Source organism: Cloacibacillus sp. (assembly GCF_020860125.1).
GTDB lineage: Bacteria > Synergistota > Synergistia > Synergistales > Synergistaceae > Cloacibacillus.
The window spans coordinates 1-15,730 of record NZ_JAJBUX010000056.1 but is presented as its reverse complement, the minus strand read 5'-3'; the positions used below and the strand labels follow the sequence as shown (position 1 = coordinate 15,730).

Below are 15,730 nucleotides of genomic sequence, written 5' to 3'. Positions count from 1 at the left end.
GTATCCATCTAACCTCGGTAGATATATAATATCCCTACGGAGAGGAAAGTCAATATTGAAAAACAAAAATTTCTCCTATTTTACTACTGGCGAATATTTTTTTTTATGTTAGTATTTACTTATCATATAAGTTGGAAGATAGGACAAGGGGGACAGCGCTGTGGCAATAAAACTGGATGCGGAGCTGGATATAGCGCCGAGCAGCACACTGAGGGCGGAGGTCGCCAACCTGCTGCGCAAGCAGATACTCGACGGAGACATCCCCAGCGGCGAGCGGCTGATAGAGACGGAGATAGCCGACCAGCTTGGCGTGAGCCGCATGCCCGTACGCGAAGCGCTGAGGATGCTTGAGAGCGAGGGGCTCATCAACCAGATACTGCGCAAGGGACTTATCGTCGCCGAATATACGGAAAACGACATCCGCGAATACTATACGATACGCGAAGCGCTCGAGGTCTGCGCGATAAAGATCGTGATCGATAAAATATCAAAGGAAGAGCTCGAGGAGCTCAAGATGTACTGCCGCAAGGCCGAAGAGGCCCACGCTGCCGGCGACATCGAGATGGTATGCCGCTGGACGGCGAAGTTCAACGAACGCATCTATGACAGCTGCGAGATGCCGCGGCTCAAGGAACAGATAAGAACGACGCAGAAATACCTGCGCACCTTCCGCTTCACCTCTTTTAAGGAGGCCTCGCGCACCGAACAGGCGCTCAAGGAACACGCCGAGATAATCCGCCTCGTGGAGAAAAAAGACTACGAGGGGGCGGCGCACGCCACCTCCGTACACCTGCGTGATGCGATGCGGGCCTATCTCAAGCTTTGGAAACAGAGAAAGGGACGCATGTAGGCCAGTTATTTCAACCGTCTAAGGCCGCGGCAGGATTATTCTCTGCCGGTAAGAGTCCGGGCCTTTTTACCTCATCCTAATGTGTTTGTAGTATATATGTATACCCGCAAATGGGACAAAAGGCCGCCGCGCAGAATTATTGTCTGAGATATTATAAGTATACTGGGGTTTGATGGTGGATATACGAGCTATTTTTTAAACGGAGGCAGATATAATGTCAGACAAAATAGCCCTATTTGAAAATAAAAAAATACGTTCCGTTTGGGTGGAGGCAGAGGAAGAGTGGTACTTCTCCGTTGTGGATATTGTAGGCGCACTCACCGGCAGCGCCGATCCTGCCGCATACTGGAGAAAATTGAAACAGCGTCTCAAGGCCGAAGGAAATGAAACCGTGACAAATTGTCACGGTTTGAAGATGAGAGCCGCAGACGGCAAAATGCGCCTGACTGACGTCGCCTCTACCGAGGATATTCTCCGTCTGATTCAATCGATACCTTCCCCAAAGGCGGAACCCTTCAAGCTCTGGCTCGCGCGCGTCGGCGCGGAGCGCATCGAAGAGACGGCGGACCCGGAGCTGGCCATCGACCGCGCGTTTGAGACATATCTGAAAAAGGGCTACACAAAAGAATGGATTCATCAGCGGCTGCTCTCGATACGTATCCGCAACGACCTCACGGCCGAATGGGATATTTGCGGCGTTAAGAAAGGCGTGGAATATGCCATCCTCACCGACGAGATAACGAAAGCGTGGGCGGGGATGACGACAAGACAGTACAAGAGCCTCAAAGGACTCAAGAAAGAAAATCTCCGCGACAACATGAGCGACCTGGAGCTGGTGCTGAATATGCTCGCTGAAGCGACTACGACCGAGATATCCAAGACCGTGAAGCCGGAGACATTTAATGAGAACGCCAATGTCGCACGTCAGGGCGGGCAGGTGGCGGGAAATGCCAGGAAGGAGATAGAGACAAAGACCGGCCGCCCGGTCATCACCAAGCAGAACGCAATAGACTTCACCAACGTTATCGAGCTGGTCGGAGAGATCGAGAAAGACGATTCACAGCCCTAAATTTTTTGTATAAATCACCGTATAATCATTAAGGTATTTTTCCGCTCCCTGCCGTTGCAAAACTAATTGACCGGCGGTTAAAATGACAATTTCACAGCCACGCGGTACGGACAAAAGGATTCCCGCTTTATATTCCGCGTATATTGCCGGTGAGACGCGAAAAGGGCGGCGAAACATCCGCCGCCCTGATCTTCATATCTTGTCTTTTTTAAACTCCCAGCGCTACCTCTTCCTGCGGTAAATAAAGGGAATCGCGACAAGCAGAAGCAGTCCCGCAAATCCCGCGTTACAGCCGCTGCTGGAGCCGCCGTGGTGCGGCTCTACCGTCTTTGTGGCAAGTATCGCCGCGGGGTCGGCTACCAGGCCGTCGGCCTCGTCAAGGTCATAGGCGCCGCCGTCTTTGATGAAGATCGAGAGAATATACGTCTCGCTTCCCTCTATCGCGCCCTTGAATATCGTTCCGTCCACCTTCTGAATGGTGAATTTTTCATCCATATCGGCCGTGATCTCCGAAGCGTACTTGAAGAGTCTGCCGCTGTCCGCGCCCAGTATCTTCAGCACTTTAACGTCTTCCGGCTTTGCCGCCTTCAAATCCGCACCGGCGAGGGAGAAGCTGATCATTACCGTCTTTTTGCTGTCAACCTTCGCCGTGAACACGGGAAGCGGAAGCACGTCGGCGGAGGTGACGTTTTCCAGCGTCGCTATATTTTCAACGACCTTGACCACCGTATCCGCCTTTACCGCTACGATTTCGTCCTTGTCTATCTCAAGCATATCTTCCGTAATGCCGTCGAGCTTGGCGGCGGCCTCCGCAGTGTCAGTCTCCGTCTCGCCAACTACCGGTTTTACCTCTTCCTTTACATCGTCGGAGACGACCGGAAGGACCGGTTTGATCGGTTCGATGGGAGGCGTGACAGGCTTTTCAGATACTACGACGTGACATTTGCCCGATTTGCCGCTGCTAATGCCGGTTGCGATTATATCCGTCTCGCCCTTGGCAACACCGGTTACATTTCCCTTTTCGTCCACAGTCGCGATGGCTTCCTTAGCGGAGCTCCATCTGATGGTTTCTCCCTGGTCACATATCGCCGTTAATGTTTCCATACCGCCGATATTAAGCGAGATCTCCGCCGGTGTCACGACTACGTCGCCCGCTTCACGTACGGTGACGATGCATGTCCCTTTGAGGCTGCTTAATGTGCTTGTCGCGGTAATGGTAATGGGTTCAGCACTTACCTTTAGTGCAGTGATTTTACCTGTTTCATCTACGCTGACAATATCTCCGCTGCTGGAGTCCCATTTGAAACCTTCATCCCCTCCCCTTTATTGGTAAATGGTCTGGATAGACCTTCACTTACAAACAGTGTATAAGCCGCTCATGTCCCTGAGCAGGAAAAAGAGCAGGGCCACGGAGGCGCATAATGAGATAAAAAATGCTGCGGTCAGTTTTTTGGATATTATGCCAATCTCCCCTTTTAATGGTCCGATATTTGATATTTTTGACGATAAAAATATTTTGTTCGCTGATACGTTTTTATTTACAGCCTATTTTTGATGTCGTTATTTTATCCTATTAGAATACGTATGTCTACTGTTGTAGTTGATTTATTATGTCTATAAATATTCATACCATTCATGTAGCCTATTCGTATGGTAGGTGAGAAAAATGGCAATTGGCGATAGGCTTAAAATCAGCAGGGAACGTTTGGGGTGGAGTCAATACCGGATGGAAGAGGAGTCAGGGTATTCGCGGAACTCGATCATCAACTGGGAGACCGGGGTGCGCGTACCCAGGGCAGATATATTGGCCGAGCTTGCGAAGCTGCTCAACACCACCTCCGCTTACCTTGTGGGAGAGACTGACGACCCCCTGCCGCCGGCGCCGGAGGCACAGACCTCGGCAAGGAGGGATGAATATACGGGCATAACACGAGGAAGCTCTCCTTTATTAAACCTTGCTATAATTTTTGAGACATTAAAACACGACGGCTCGAACATGAGCGAGGAAGAAAGGGCCGCCGTGATGTCGCTTCTTACCGCCTGCATACACGAAATCAGCAAAAAATAGATTTTATTTCCATAAATTGTAGCTAAAATTTATTGGCTATAACGCAAAAAAAGAGAAGAGCGCGAAGCTCCTCCCCCTTACTGTCTATCCCATACGATTTATTTTACCGCAGCGTTACAGCTTCAGCATCGTCCCGGCGTCTTTTTCCGCCGCCTTCTCCAATATCAGCTTCGCGGTCATCACGTCGTGGCTTGCGATGCCCATGAACAGACAGACGCGGCGCCCCTCCAATACAGGCGGTTTTTTCCCGGCGATTATCTCGCCCATATCGGCGTAGATACCCTCCGCGAGCGGGTAACCGTTCTGGAAGTAGACTTCGTGCTCCTGTGTCCAGAGATACTGGCCGCGGTCGTCGCAGACGAAGGAGCGCCCGCCGCTCACGGTGTCGGCACAGAGGCTCGAATCATAATCACTGGCGATGCAGCAGACGTTTTCTTTCAGCATATCGGCGCTGACCGAGCGCCGCGGCTGGTCGAGGATCGGCGCGCAGCTTGTCACAACGTCGGCCTCCGAGCAGGCCTCACGCACCGAACCGCATTTTATGAACTCCACTTCGGGAAGGAGTTCCCGCATTTCATTGATAAAACGCTCGTACTGTTCCGTCATCGGATCGTAAATTTTGATATATTTCATCGCCGGCAGCACCTCTTTGAAGGCGCGCAGCGTGATCTTTCCTATCGTTCCAAGGCCGATGACGGCGATCACGGCGGAATTGGGCGCGGCAAAGTATTTAGCCCCCAGCCCAGCGGCGGCCCCCGTGCGCCAGGTGGTCATCCAGTTACAGTCCATTATCGCCTTGACGACACCGGTCTCCGTGTCGTTGAGGACGAATATCCCGTTGTTATAGGGCAGCCTTTTTTCAAGATTCATCGGGAAACCGGCAACCCATTTCATGCCCGCCATGTCCGTATCGCCGCCGATCCAGCAGGGCATGGCATGGATGTAGCAGTTGCCGCGCGGGTGAATGCCGATCTTCGCGGGCAGCTCCGTCTTACCCTCCCCGTTCATGCGCCAACCGGTCTCCACTCCGTCCATTACCTCTTTCATCGAAATACCCAGCGATTCCACGTCAGCCTGGGAGATAAAACGAACATCGTATGCCATATTCCTGCCTCCTTAAATTATGATAGATTTCTTCCTGCGCCCTTTGATAGGCACCGGGTTTTATTTTCATCTCAGAACACCGCCGAGATAGAAAATCTTTAACTTTCGCAGCCGGACTCCGTACACACCTGCGCCCATAGCTGGCAGAGCGTTAATCAGGCGCGGAGACGTCGGCCCTCACAAAAAGATTTTTCAGAGAGCGGTCAAAAATATCAAGGCGCGCCCGGCCGCTCTCCCGCGTCTTTAAATAGACCCCGTAAAGAAGGGAGTGCACGAGAGACATCACCGCCGCGCACGGATCGATAAACGACAAGTACCTCTGCGGCACGACGAAGAGAATATCGCACCTGTCGGCGATCGGCGAGTTCAGCGCGTCGGATATGCCGATAATTTTTATCCCGCGGCTGTGCAGCAGCTCAGTTATCTCCTGCGCGGCCCGCGGATAGCGAGGAAGGCTGAATACCAGCGCGGCGCTTCCCGCCGGCCTGTCGCAGATATTCTCGATCTCCGCCATATCGGGGACCTTCACATTCATGACGCCGCCGCGCAGCACGCTCAAGAAGTAGGCGGCGTAGTCCCCGAGAAAGGCGTTGCTCCCTGAGGCGGCGACCACCACCGAGGGGGCCTCCGCGAGCAGAGCCGCCGCAAGTTCAAATTCCTCGGCGTCGATCATCGCGTGCGCCTCTCTCATGATCGCGTCTTCCAGCTCAAAGACCGTGTCATAGACCCGCGTCCCATGCTTCGAACGCGGAGAGAACCCAGCCAGCCGCTGCGGTTTTGCCCGCTCTATCTCCGCGCGCAGCGCCGCCTGCATCGCGGAGAAGGTCGGGTAGCCGAGTGATTCCGCAAGCCGCACGATCGTCCCGTGCCCGCTCCCTGCCTCTTTTGCCAGCTGCGCAAGGGTGACATAGGCCATATTCTGATAGTTTTTCAGGATATAATCGGCAACCGCCGCCTGCCTCGGGCTGAGCGCCGCCCTCTTCCCGCGGATAGCGGCGAGTAATCCTCCTTCACAATCCTTTCTGTTCATAGACTGTTCATTCCTTTATATAATATTAATTGACTATTTATTCCGTCTGAATATTATCATATATTTATGATATGTCAAATATTTTTTTGATAATTTTAGCTGTAAGTAAAATAATTATCATGTCTACAGACAAAAAAACGGGGCGCGTCAGCGTCCCGTCTCATCCAAGCTCTCTTAAAGTCTTATTAGTTCGTCATATCCGGGAGAAAGTATCCGGCAGCCGCTCTCGGTGACGACGAAGTTTTGCTCTATGCCAAGGCTGCCGCTGCCATCTTCAAATATATAGGGTTCGATCGCGAATACCATACCGGGCTCCAGCAATCCATCGGCTGAGGTGTCAAGCATCGGATATTCATGGACGCCGACTCCTATGCTGTGGCCGCACCAGTTACGGTACATATTGATCTCCGCGAAGCGGCTCTTATCGAAGAAATCGTCTACCGCCCGGCAGACGCTGCTTATAGGTTCGCCCGGCCGCACAGCCTCGATGCCGACATAGCAGGCCTCGCGCGCGACATCAAAGATATCCTGCTGGCGTGTCGTAGGTTCGCCAATGACAGCCTCGCGTATGATGTCGGAGTAATACCCATGGTATATCGGCCCGCCGTCGACGAGGATGACCTCGCCGCGCATTATCGGCCGGTATGAGGGCGGACAGTTGCTCTGCGAATAACGGTCGGCGCCGGCGCGCAGTCCGAGCGGCAGCGTATTGTCAGCGCCGTTCTTGAGGTACTCGCCCATGATGTTCCCATAGAGTTCCATCTCCGTCATCCCCTCGCGAAGCTCTGAGAATCCTTTGCGGATGCAGGCGACGTTTATCTCGCAGGCCTTCGCGATCGCCTCGACCTCAAGCGGCGACTTCACGGAGCGCGCCTCCCAGAGAATTGCCGCGGCGTCGGCGATCTCCGCGCCGTGAAGCTCGGAGAAAAGCTCCTGGGTCATCGTATAGTTGAGGTGCATTTTGTGCCCCGTTCCCAGCTCAAAGCCGATCCGGCCATTTTTTACGCCCCGCTCCTCAAGCAGCGAAGTTATCGCCTTGACGTATGTCGGATAACCATCTTTGCCGTATGTGCGGATATCCTCGACGCAGGATGTGGCGCCGGCTGTCGGCGCGCCGCCCTGTGAGGTGGCCAGCGCCACGGCGCCATCCTTCGTAACAACGACGGCGCCCGGCGTCGAAACCTTGCTGTCCCACACGATGCTGCGGAAGCCGGAGAGGTAGAAGGTATTTTCGTCGCTCGTCAAAATAACAGCGTCAAAGCCCGCTCTCTCCATCACCGCGAGTATTTTATTCAGGCGGCGCTGATATTCGCTTACGGGAAAAAGCAGTAAAGGTGAAGCCTTCATTACACTTACCTCCTGTTATTTCTATAGAAGATGACATGCCGCGAGATGCCCGCCGCCCATATCCCTGAGTGGCGGCTTTACTTCGCGGCATTCCTCGCGGGCCAGCCTGCAGCGTGTATGGAAGCAGCAGCCCGGCGGCGGGTTGAGCGGGCTGGGAACATCCCCCTCAAGCGGCACGGAGAGAGTCTTGACCTCCGGGTCAGGTACGGGGATGGCCGCCATCAGCGCCTTGGTGTATGGATGCATAGGCCCGCCGAAAAGTTCGTTTTTCCCGGCGAGCTCCACAATATTTCCAAGGTACATCACGGCGATACGGTCACAGATATGTTTTACGACGCTCAGGTTGTGTGAGATAAAGATGTAGGTGAGGTTATACTTGGCCTGCAGCTCCTGCATCAGGTTGAGTATTTGTGCCTGTATTGAGACGTCCAGCGCTGATACCGGCTCGTCGCAGACGATGAGCGAGGGATTCAGCGCAAGCGCGCGGGCGACGCCGATTCGCTGGCGCTGACCGCCGCTGAATTCATGCGGGTAGCGGCGCAGGAATTCGGAGCGGATGCCGACGTCCTCCATCAGTTTGAGCACGCGCGAACGGCGTTCCACGCCGTTTGTCATACCGTGCACGAGAAGCGGCTCGCCGATTATGCGCTCCACGGTGAAACGCGGGTCAAGCGACGAGTATGGGTCTTGGAATATTATCTGGATCTTCTTCTTATATTCGTCTGTGAGCTCCTTGGGAAGATCAAAGAGGTCGCGCCCCTCAAAGGAGATCGTCCCCGCCGTCGGTGTGAGCAGCTTGACGATGGCTTTGCCGGTCGTCGACTTTCCGCAGCCGCTCTCTCCCACCAGTCCGAAGGTCTCGCCGGCATCCACGGTAAAGCTGACGCCGTCGACAGCTTTGACAAACTTCTTTTCTGTCTTGAAGAGGCCGCCACCCTTAACCTTAACCGGATAGTAGACTTTTAGATCTTTTACTTCAAGCAAAGGTTCAGCCATCGTTTTTCACACCCTTACCCTCTTTATCTTCGTAGAGCCAGCAGCGCACGCAGCGCCCCTCCCCGGCCGCAAAGAGTTCCGGTTTCTGGCTGCGGCACTTTTCCGCCGCACGCTCACAGCGCGGTGAGAAGCGGCAGCCCTGGGGATAGTTCTTCGGGCTCGGCACCGCCCCCTTGATGTTATAAAGTTTATCCCGCTCTTCGTTTATCTTAGGCAGCGATTTGAGCAGCCCCACGGTGTAGGGATGCAGCGGTTCCCTGAAAATGGATCTCACGTCGGCGAACTCCACCGTCTCTCCGGCATACATAACATTGACGCGGTCCGCGATCTGCGCGACGATGCCGAGATCATGCGTAATGAGGATTATCGCGGTGCCTGTCTTCTCTTTGAGTTCGATCATCAGCCGCAGTATCTGCGCCTGTACCGTCACGTCCAGCGCCGTGGTCGGTTCGTCGGCTATTAGTATCTTCGGACGGCAGGCAAGCGCCATCGCGATCATGATACGCTGGCGCATCCCGCCGCTGAGCTGATGCGGATAGTAGTCGACGCATTTTTCCGGCGCGGGTATGCCGACGAGCCGAATCATCTCGATGGCGCGCTTCCTCGCGTCGGCCTTGGACATGTTTTGGTGTACGATCAGCGACTCCATTATCTGCGCTCCGACGGTAAACACCGGGTTGAGAGAGGTCATCGGTTCCTGAAAGATCATCGAAATATCGTTGCCGCGTATCGACCGCATCTCTTTCTCGCTCAGAGCAAGGAGGTCTCTGTCGTTGTAATAGATGTGCCCGTCCGTTATCTTTCCCGGAGGATAGGGGATGAGGCGCAGTATGGAGAGGGAGGTAACGGTCTTCCCGCAGCCGGATTCCCCGACGATTGCCAGAGTCTCCTTTTCGTCTAGATGGAAGCTTACGTTGTCGACGGCGGGGATCACTCCCTCGTCGGTGAAGAATGTTGTTTTCAGGTTTTCTACTCTTAAAATACGTTTGGCCATTGCCGCTCCCCCTTAGCTGTTCTTGAGTTTTGGGTCGAGCGCGTCGCGCAGGCCGTCTCCGACGATGCTGAAGCTCAGTACTACAAGCGTGATGGCGACGCCGGGAATGATCGCCGCGAGCGGAAAATAGCGGATGACCTCGCGTCCCTGACTAAGCATCGCGCCCCATTCCGGATGCGGCGGCGTAACGCCGAGGCCGAGGAAAGAGAGCGAAGAGGCGGTGAGGATCGCCGTGCCAAGGTTCAGCGTCGTGTTGACGATGATCTGGGACATCGAGTTCGGAATGATATGGGTGATGATTATTCTAAGGTCAGAGGCCCCCATCACACGGCAGGCCTGCACATATTCCGAGTTTTTGAGGGTGATGACAATGCCGCGTACCATACGCGCGACGTAGGGTATCGAGTAAAAGGCGATCGCGGCGATGGTGTTGACGATACCGTTCCCCAGGATAGCCACAACGACGATCGCGAGCAGCAGTCCCGGGAAGGCGAGCAGAAGGTCGACAAAGCGAGACACAAGCGAGTCAAGCAGGCCCCCGTAGTAACCGGCGACGACGCCCAGCGCTACGCCGATAAGGGAACCGATGATCGTGCCCGCGAAGCTCACAAGCAGCGAGATGCGCGCGCCGACGATGATGCGCGTCAGCATATCGCGCCCAAGATTGTCGGTACCTAGCAGGTGTTCCGCGCTGGGATGCTGGTAGACGCTCTTCAGGTCAATGGTGTTGGGGTCGTAATGGCAGAGCAGCGGCCCAAAGAGAGCGATGAAGAAGAAGAACAAAAGGATTATGCTGCCGACGATGGTGGCTTTGTTTTTTATAAATCTCTTAAATACCTGTGCGTCCATTATCCGTTCACTTCCTATTCATACTTGATTCGCGGGTCTGCCGCCGCGTAGAGAAGGTCGACAAGCATGTTGACGACGACGAAGGTCACGGCGAGGACCAGCACCGTTCCCTGAACTACCGGGAAATCCCGCTTGAGGACGCCGTCTACGAGGTAACGACCGATGCCCGGTATCGAAAAGACGGTCTCGATGAGGGTCGAACCGGCAAGCAGTCCGCCAAAGCGCAGACCTACCACAGTGAGTACGGGGATCATCGCGTTTTTGAGCGCGTGGCTGTAGATGATGATGTTGTTCGGGATTCCTCGTGAACGCGACGTCCTGATGTAATCCTGCGTCAGCACGTCAAGCATCGCCGAGCGGGTCGTCCTGGCAATGAGGCCGACCGACTGCATACCAAGCGTAATGACGGGCAGCACATAATGAAGCGGCGTTTTTAGGCCGATGCTGGGAAGCCAGCCGAGGTTCAGCGAGAAAAATAGCATCATTATGAGTGCGAGAAAAAACGACGGCGTGGATACCGCGGCAAGCGACAATACCACCAGCGAACTGTCGGTGACGCTGTTGCGCCTGACGGCGCAGGTTATTCCAATAAGAACGCCGACCACCGCGGCGAATATTGTGCCGCCGAGGGCGAGCTTCGCCGTATAGGGATAACGATCAAGTATCTCCTTCGTCACCGACTTTTTTGAAAAGATCGAGGTGCCAAGGTCTCCCCTCACGACGTTCTTCATAAAATTCAAATACTGTACAGGCAGCGGGTCGTTAAGGCCCAGCCTCTCCCGCTCCGCTTCTACCACCTCTTTGGAGGCCTCAAGCCCCATCATGTTCTTTACCGGATCGCCTGGTATCATGTGCATCATCAGGAATACCAGCAGAGAGATGACGAGCATCACAGGTATGATCTGCGCGATTCTCTTTATTGTGTATGAGAGCATATTCAAACTCCTTTCAGCGTTATTGAAAGGTCCGGCGAATGCCGCCGGGTGTTGGGCGGTCCGCGGAAGGCATGGCCGCCGCGAACCGCCGCATTGATATTTTTTTGCAGTAGAGGCACTGCTAGTTTTTGACACGCGCCCTTTCAAAGGTGATATTGTTGATAGCGCTTACCTTTACCCCCTCGACCTTGCCGCTCATCGCGCACATGCCGTACATATCGAATAACCAGAAGGCCGCGGGGTCGTCGAGGTACAGTATTTTCTCAGCCTCGGCGTAAAGCTCCGCGCGTTTCTCTTTGTTAGTCTCGCTCATACCCGCGTATATTAGCCTGTCTGCCTCGGCGTTCGAATAAAAGCCGTAATTACGGTCGTTGAGGCCGCTCTCGGATGTCGTATATAGGCCGCGAAGACCGCCGTCCGCATCCCTCATCGAGGGGCCGGATCCCATGACAAATATTGGCTGGTCAAAATCCTCTTTTTTCACGCCGTCCCAGCTCGCGGAAAGGGCGCTCCACTCCCAGACCTCGATTTTCGCTTTAATGCCCACCTCGGCGAGCTGCGATGCTAGAACCTCGGCCATCTGCGTTCCCTTCATATACCTCTCGCAGGTCACGATCTTAGTCTCAAATCCGTCTGGATATCCGGCCTCTTTGAGCAGCTGTTTTGATTTTTCTGTGTCACGCTTGATCTCGCCAAGGTTCGTATAACCCCAGGTGACGGGCGCGAGCGGCGCCGTCGACGGGTACACCGTGCCGGCGAAGAGAGAATCTATGATCGCCTGTCTGTCTATCGCGTAGATTATCGCCTGACGAACCTTTGTTTTGGAGATTATCGGGTCGTTGCAGCCAAAGCGGAAGAGGCGCTGGCTGATCGTCGGGACCTTCATGACCTTTATGCTTTCGTGCTCTTCGAGTGTCGCAAGGTCGTTGGCGCTGATGTTGCTGATGACGTCCACCTCGCCGTTTTCAAGCGCGATAACGCGCGAAGCGGCCTCGGGGATCGGCTTGACGACGATCTTTTGAGTAAATGCCGGACCGTCAAAGTAGTCGCCGAACCGCTTGATGACGACCTCGTCATCCTTCGTCCAGGAGGCGATCTTATAGGGGCCGGTGCCGTTCTCCGCCTCCGTCTTGCTGCCGAGGTCTAGCCCGTACTTATTAATAAATTCCGCGTCCATCACGGCAAGCGAGAGGTTGCACAGCAGCGCCTCCATCGGACCGTATGGTTTGTCCGTCGTTATAGTCACCGTGTACTTATCCGGAGCGTCGACGGACTTGAACATCTTGATGATCTCCGTCGTGCGCAGGCCGCCGGCCTTCGCGTGCATCGCGCGCTCAAAGGTGGCCTTCACGTCGGCGGCGGTCATCTCCTTGCCGTTATGGAACTTCACGCCCTGTCTGAGCTTGACCGTCCAGGTGAGGCCGTCCTCGGACGGACCCCACTCCTCCGCGAGATCGCCGACGATATTTCCCTCGTCGTCAAACTTAAGAAGGTTGTTGTAAAGCATCCGCACGACCTGTTCCGTCGTGGTATCGTTCTGTATCTGCGGGTCAAGCGTCAAAATATCGGTGTTTGTCGCGAATATGATCGTGTCCCGGTACTCCGACGACGAATCCGCGCTCTTCTCGGCGGCCGGTTTCTGCCCAAAGAGGAAATATCCCGCCGCTGCAATAATGATGCAGACCAAAGCTATAAGTAACTTCTTGTTCATCGCAAATCCCCCTTTTATTCCTTTTTATTTCCAGTTTTCCCGTAAAACCCTCATAAAATTGCCTCCGGCATACTTATAAATATCCTCTTCGGAGTATCCGCGCCGGCGCATCTCCGCGAAGACGTTTTCCAAATCCCACGGTCCATCCACCCCCACCGCGTAACGCGTCGCCGGGTCGATCCCCACCGCCCGGTTGTAACCGTCGACAACGGGAGCGTAGAAGCTGGACTGCGTAAAAAGCCCCTTCTCGTCCTTCGTGTCGTCAGGAGTGCTGTCGCTGCCATAGCCGATATGGTCTATGCCTATAAGGTTCACAACATAGTCGATGTGATCCACATAGTCTGCGAGCGACGGACGCCCTTTAACGGTATCGTTCTTCCAGCAAAGCGGCCCCCAGGAAGAAATCCCGATAACTCCGCCGTTCTTCTTTAACATACGCAGCTCCTCGTCCGTCTTATTGCGCACGTTGTCGGTAAGCGCCAGCGGACAAGAATGCGAAATGACGATCGGCTTCCCGCTGTATTTCAGGACATCCTGCGTCGTCTTGTGCCCGCAGTGCGAAACATCCGCGACAATACCCAGCTCGTTCATCTTCCGGAGAGCCTCCCTGCCAAAGTCGGTGAGACCGCCGTCAACGCTCTCGATACAGCCGGTACCGATGTAATTGGCCTTGTTGTAGGTCATCTGCATCACGCGGAGGCCAAGCTCATAGAGCGTGCGCAGTTTATCAAGCGAATTCTCCACCGGCTGCGGGTCCTGAAAGGTGATGATGAGCGCCTTTTTGCCCTCTTTCTTCGCCCTCACGATATCGTCGGCGGTGCGCGCGATTATAAAGCCGCTGTCCGGACGGTCGGCAAAGTTATAGAGACCGCCGATCTTCGACACGCACTCGCGGAAACCGTCGTTCTCGCCGGGCGTAGTGAGAAAAAAGGCGGTGAGGAGCGACTTCTTCACCCTCTCAGAAAGACCGATGAATACGCCCTCGGTAAATGTACAGCCGTCAATAAGGTAGAGATCATCCATAATGTTAAGACTCCTTTTTATCTGTTTTTGTTTCAAACGTTACTTCCTGAGAATACGGCCCGCGCGGCGGACGGCGGCATTCTCCGGCGTTACCGCCTCACGGCCGTTCACGATGACATGCGTTATACCCTGCGGATATACGCGCGGCTCTATATAATTTTCATTCGTCCTTAAATTCTCGCAGTCGATCACCAGCAGGTCGGCGTAATTACCTTCGGCGATCACACCGCGTCCCTTGATACCCATAAAGGCGGCGGGCGCTCCCGTCAGTTTGTGGATACGCTCCTCAAGCGTACCTGCGCCGTACTTGAGGATATACTTCGGAAATGCGCAGTATGTGTGCGGATGAGGCAGCACCTCGGGTATCTCCATACCGTTGCCGTACATGCCGTTAAGGTCCGTCGCGTATGTATCGGTACAGACGAAGCCGCGTGGATGCGAGAGCAGCCCGCGTACCTCCTCGTCAGACTTGTCATATTTCATGATCCTGATGCGCGGTTCGGCGAGCAGGAGGTCAAAGACCGTCTCAAGCGAGCTGCGCCCCGCCGCGCGCGCTATCTCACGGATATTCATCCCCACCGCCGCACGGGAGCTCTCGGTGATGTAAATTTTCAAATCCCACGAGGGACAGACATTCGGATTGACGGCATACCATTCGCCTGCCTGGAGCAGCGCCAGCAGCCTCTCGCGATAGTCCCGCGCGCCGAGATTTTTGATGAACTGCGCAAGAGATCCCGCCTCCTTGAGCCAGGGCATAAACAGCGAGGCAAGATACGGCGTCGTGCATATCCCGCCGCTGTTGCCGGGGATCACATCAAAGGCCACGTCAGCGCCGCGGGCGATATAACCGTCAATATGCTCCAGCGTGACCCGCGCGGCGTAGGCATCCATACGCGGGTCCTCGGGATATATCTCAAAGCCTGTCGCCAGGTGCGATATCTGCGTCTTTATCCCCGTCGCGAGCGCGATCTCAAGCGGCTCGGTGATACCGGCTAGGCGGTTGGGCCTCTCCGGCGTGCCGACACGCGGCCCCGTCCTTCGCCAATGCGTAAAGTAATACCCGCCGAGGTCTCTCACATACTCCGCGAGCTCGACGATCTCGTCAAAATCAGCGTAGGCGCTCGGCGGATAATCGCGTCCCGTCGACAGCCCCCAAACTCCGGCCTCAAAAGCCTCGTCGATGTGCGCTTTGATCTTCTTCATCTCTTCACCGTCGGGAGGGCGCCGCTGGCTGAGTCCCATCACATCGGCGCGTATCTGACTGTGCCCCGCGAGAGTTATCATATTGCAGCCAAGCCCCTGTTTCGCGACGTGCTCCGCATATTCTGAGAAGGAGCGCCACTCTATCCGGCGGCCAGTCTTTTCATATACCGTCCGAAGGACCCTTTCGACAGGCTGTATCGTCCTGGGCGAAAATACGAATGGGTCAATATCGTTCCACATGTCGTATTCCCAGTATTTACGCATCCACCAGTTAAATATCGGCGCATTCGAGTCACCGCACTGCCCGCCAATAAATGTGGTAATACCCTGTCTGAGATAGCTTTCACAGTCAGGGTATAAAAACATGGAGCAATCGGCATGGGAGTGCGTATCGATGAATCCGGGAGAGAGGCAGCGGCCTTCCGCGTCAATGGACGGAGAACCATCATCACCGATGACGCCGACAGCCGAGATCTTGTCGCCCGTAATCCCTACATCCGCCCTATAGGCCGGGGCGCCGGTTCCGTCTATAACCTTACCGTTTTTTATGA

At 54.8% G+C, this 15,730-nt stretch carries 14 protein-coding genes; 3 read left to right on the top strand and 11 right to left on the bottom strand.

Translation table 11 applies throughout. The features are described from left to right. Positions 1–160 precede the first annotated feature (160 nt). Both LIO98_RS07215 and LIO98_RS07210 read left to right on the top strand, forming a co-directional pair. Complete coding sequence (locus LIO98_RS07215) at positions 161–850, top strand: GntR family transcriptional regulator (protein ID WP_291954802.1); 690 nt, start codon at positions 161–163, stop codon at positions 848–850. Between the two features lie 214 nt (positions 851–1,064). Then, positions 1,065–1,919, top strand: a complete 855-nt coding sequence (locus LIO98_RS07210) for a Bro-N domain-containing protein (protein WP_291954800.1) — start codon at positions 1,065–1,067, stop codon at positions 1,917–1,919. Between the two features lie 222 nt (positions 1,920–2,141). Here LIO98_RS07210 and LIO98_RS07205 read toward each other — a convergent pair whose 3' ends face one another. After that, positions 2,142–3,059: a Synerg-CTERM sorting domain-containing protein gene (locus LIO98_RS07205; RefSeq protein ID WP_291954798.1), complete on the bottom strand. Its 918-nt coding sequence runs from the start codon at positions 3,057–3,059 to the stop codon at positions 2,142–2,144. A gap of 526 nt (positions 3,060–3,585) precedes the next feature. Here LIO98_RS07205 and LIO98_RS07200 point away from each other — a divergent pair. After that, entirely contained in the window at positions 3,586–3,987 is a 402-nt protein-coding gene (locus LIO98_RS07200; protein WP_291954796.1) for a helix-turn-helix transcriptional regulator, read from the top strand. Between the two features lie 114 nt (positions 3,988–4,101). Here the strand turns inward: LIO98_RS07200 and LIO98_RS07195 are convergent, their stop codons facing one another. The 10 genes from LIO98_RS07195 to LIO98_RS07150 form a co-directional block, all read right to left on the bottom strand. Continuing rightward, positions 4,102–5,091 (bottom strand): ornithine cyclodeaminase family protein, encoded by a 990-nt coding sequence (locus LIO98_RS07195; RefSeq protein WP_291954794.1) that lies wholly within the window; start codon positions 5,089–5,091, stop codon positions 4,102–4,104. Between the two features lie 151 nt (positions 5,092–5,242). Beyond that, positions 5,243–6,121, bottom strand: a complete 879-nt coding sequence (locus LIO98_RS07190) for a MurR/RpiR family transcriptional regulator (protein ID WP_291954792.1) — start codon at positions 6,119–6,121, stop codon at positions 5,243–5,245. A 174-nt stretch (positions 6,122–6,295) separates the two neighbouring features. Continuing rightward, the gene (locus LIO98_RS07185) at positions 6,296–7,468 is read right to left on the bottom strand and encodes a Xaa-Pro peptidase family protein (RefSeq protein ID WP_291954789.1); all 1,173 of its coding nucleotides are present in this window, start codon (positions 7,466–7,468) and stop codon (positions 6,296–6,298) included. Between the two features lie 21 nt (positions 7,469–7,489). Beyond that, positions 7,490–8,464 (bottom strand): dipeptide ABC transporter ATP-binding protein, encoded by a 975-nt coding sequence (locus LIO98_RS07180; protein ID WP_291954786.1) that lies wholly within the window; start codon positions 8,462–8,464, stop codon positions 7,490–7,492. Then, positions 8,457–9,458: an ABC transporter ATP-binding protein gene (locus LIO98_RS07175; protein ID WP_291954783.1), complete on the bottom strand. Its 1,002-nt coding sequence runs from the start codon at positions 9,456–9,458 to the stop codon at positions 8,457–8,459. The genes LIO98_RS07180 and LIO98_RS07175 overlap by 8 nt, the downstream gene beginning before the upstream one ends. A gap of 12 nt (positions 9,459–9,470) precedes the next feature. Next, positions 9,471–10,307, bottom strand: a complete 837-nt coding sequence (locus LIO98_RS07170; protein ID WP_291954781.1) for an ABC transporter permease — start codon at positions 10,305–10,307, stop codon at positions 9,471–9,473. A 14-nt stretch (positions 10,308–10,321) separates the two neighbouring features. Next, positions 10,322–11,242, bottom strand: coding sequence for an ABC transporter permease (locus LIO98_RS07165; RefSeq protein WP_291954778.1), 921 nt, complete (start codon positions 11,240–11,242; stop codon positions 10,322–10,324). Between the two features lie 121 nt (positions 11,243–11,363). Next, positions 11,364–12,953 (bottom strand): ABC transporter substrate-binding protein, encoded by a 1,590-nt coding sequence (locus LIO98_RS07160; RefSeq protein ID WP_291954775.1) that lies wholly within the window; start codon positions 12,951–12,953, stop codon positions 11,364–11,366. A 24-nt stretch (positions 12,954–12,977) separates the two neighbouring features. Next, on the bottom strand, positions 12,978–13,976 hold the full coding sequence (locus tag LIO98_RS07155) for a membrane dipeptidase (protein ID WP_291954772.1): 999 nt from the start codon (positions 13,974–13,976) through the stop codon (positions 12,978–12,980). 39 nt (positions 13,977–14,015) lie between these two features. After that, positions 14,016–15,443 carry a hypothetical protein gene (locus LIO98_RS07150; protein ID WP_363304105.1) on the bottom strand — a complete coding sequence of 476 codons (1,428 nt, stop codon included), beginning with the start codon at positions 15,441–15,443 and terminating at the stop codon, positions 14,016–14,018. Between the last annotated feature and the right edge of the window lie 287 nt (positions 15,444–15,730).

Excerpts from the sequence above, each read along its gene's own strand:
- LIO98_RS07160 (WP_291954775.1), bottom strand. The coding sequence starts at position 12,953 with ATGAACAAGAAGTTACTTATAGCTTTGGTCTGCATCATTATTGCAGCG.
- LIO98_RS07170 (WP_291954781.1), bottom strand. The coding sequence starts at position 10,307 with ATGGACGCACAGGTATTTAAGAGATTTATAAAAAACAAAGCCACCATC.
- LIO98_RS07150 (WP_363304105.1), bottom strand. The coding sequence starts at position 15,443 with ATGCGTAAATACTGGGAATACGACATGTGGAACGATATTGACCCATTC.
- LIO98_RS07165 (WP_291954778.1), bottom strand. The coding sequence starts at position 11,242 with ATGCTCTCATACACAATAAAGAGAATCGCGCAGATCATACCTGTGATG.
- LIO98_RS07190 (WP_291954792.1), bottom strand. The coding sequence starts at position 6,121 with ATGAACAGAAAGGATTGTGAAGGAGGATTACTCGCCGCTATCCGCGGG.
- LIO98_RS07155 (WP_291954772.1), bottom strand. The coding sequence starts at position 13,976 with ATGGATGATCTCTACCTTATTGACGGCTGTACATTTACCGAGGGCGTA.
- LIO98_RS07185 (WP_291954789.1), bottom strand. The coding sequence starts at position 7,468 with ATGAAGGCTTCACCTTTACTGCTTTTTCCCGTAAGCGAATATCAGCGC.
- LIO98_RS07210 (WP_291954800.1), top strand. The coding sequence starts at position 1,065 with ATGTCAGACAAAATAGCCCTATTTGAAAATAAAAAAATACGTTCCGTT.
- LIO98_RS07180 (WP_291954786.1), bottom strand. The coding sequence starts at position 8,464 with ATGGCTGAACCTTTGCTTGAAGTAAAAGATCTAAAAGTCTACTATCCG.
- LIO98_RS07195 (WP_291954794.1), bottom strand. The coding sequence starts at position 5,091 with ATGGCATACGATGTTCGTTTTATCTCCCAGGCTGACGTGGAATCGCTG.
- LIO98_RS07200 (WP_291954796.1), top strand. The coding sequence starts at position 3,586 with ATGGCAATTGGCGATAGGCTTAAAATCAGCAGGGAACGTTTGGGGTGG.
- LIO98_RS07175 (WP_291954783.1), bottom strand. The coding sequence starts at position 9,458 with ATGGCCAAACGTATTTTAAGAGTAGAAAACCTGAAAACAACATTCTTC.